This window comes from Stieleria sedimenti, assembly GCF_025060895.1.
GTDB classification, from domain to species: Bacteria; Planctomycetota; Planctomycetia; order Pirellulales; family Pirellulaceae; genus Stieleria; species Stieleria sedimenti.
Genome location: NZ_JANZKV010000061.1, coordinates 1 through 1,473 on the forward strand (window position 1 = coordinate 1; position 1,473 = coordinate 1,473).

General features: G+C 54.1%; 2 protein-coding genes. Both read left to right on the forward strand.

What is annotated here, in order from left to right:
• Positions 1-195, forward strand: a 195-nt coding sequence (locus tag NZK35_RS09410; protein WP_259632281.1) for a hypothetical protein, incomplete at its 5' end; no start/stop codon positions are given.
• Positions 192-791 carry a hypothetical protein gene (locus NZK35_RS09415; protein ID WP_259632282.1) on the forward strand — a complete coding sequence of 200 codons (600 nt, stop codon included), beginning with the start codon at positions 192-194 and terminating at the stop codon, positions 789-791. The genes NZK35_RS09410 and NZK35_RS09415, both read left to right, overlap by 4 nt.
• Positions 792-1,473 lie beyond the last annotated feature (682 nt).

Sequence of the window (1,473 nt, forward strand, 5' to 3'; positions counted from 1 at the left end):
GCGATTCCGATCGAGTACATTGGCCGTCAGCGGCGATGGCACGGGCTGTCGCCGATGTCGGACGCGCGAACCATCCGTCGCACACGCAGGCACGGAGTCGGCGTCAATCGAAAATACAATGTCGTTCGCCGTGCCGCGGTGAACGGTGGACGTTCGTCGGCAGAGGCAGTGACAGTCAGCGAGACCTATCCGTGACAGCGCTTAATCGCCGTAGCCAGCGTTTTCAGTTCCGTATCTTGGATCTCTTGGCTACTCCACTTGCTATCGCAATCGCATTTGCCGCTTCCGTTTCGCTTGACCTCATCGCGATGGATGCCGCCGACTGGCTTTTCGGAATAGGGTGGCCTGGGCGATTGCGCGAATTACTCGAATATCAGTTTTCGCTTCCGACGAGGCAGCTTTCTGCCGCTGGGGCGACGCTTGCAACGCCGTCGGTTCTCGCCCTCGTATTGTTCAATTCCTTGCTGGCCGCGACCGTCTCTCGCATCGGAGTTCAGCTCTCAGTTTTGCTTCCAGTTACTCATCTTTACGTGACTTCCTGGTTTCTGAATGGGGAGTTTCTTTGGGCGCTTCACGCTGCACATGTGATCGCTATAGTTCCGTGCTGGTTTTTCGCATGGTCCTCGTATCGCGGCGGACGGCACTTTTTTCTCGGTCGCCGACCGATTGTGTTGACAACTCTTCGCCTGACTTGTGGACTCATTCTCGCTTTTCTGGTTGCCGCAAGCCGATCGTTGTACCTAAACTATCTGCACTCTCTTGATGAAATCTTTGCTCTGGTGTTGGCTTGATCGGAGCGGGAGTCGACGAACCAGCGAATGCACGCGAGCGACGGAGTTGAGTTGGTTACTGTGTTCGTATCGTTCGCCGTCGCCGCGTGATTCGTATCGTTCTGCCAATAAATGCTGTTCAATGTGTCAATTGAGAGTCAGCGTCTACGCCTACGCATGCTTTGGATTCTTGGCTCTGGGATGTCAAAGAAGTGTCACCATCGCAAACCCGGACGGAGAGTCTGTAAGCATCGGGACGTTTTGGATGGCACCGACGCAGATTAACCAATGGGTGATTCCGTTGACATATTTCACTTTCTCCGTAGTAGCATTGGTCGCTCTGTGTCGCTACAAATCCATCACTTCGCTTCTCCTAAGCGTCGCCTTCGTGTGTATTCTTGCTGGTACACTTGGAAGCTTTGCCGCAGAGTATCCGATGAAAGGTGCTACGATCGACGACTTTCAATCTGGGGCAGCCCATCCAATAGTATGGCTTCTGAATCTTTCAAACTCATTGGTCGCATTCGGCTACTCCATTGCTGTCTTGGGTGGACTTGCGGCTTTACGCCAAATCACACGTCACTGTCGAAACGAAAATGAGGCAGAACCATCGGTTGCAACGGAGACCGCGAGCTGACGTTTCTGAAGTGGTGCGTCTCTCGCGCGGTCCCGCTGAACCGCGCCGTTGAACTGGCCTTCGGGT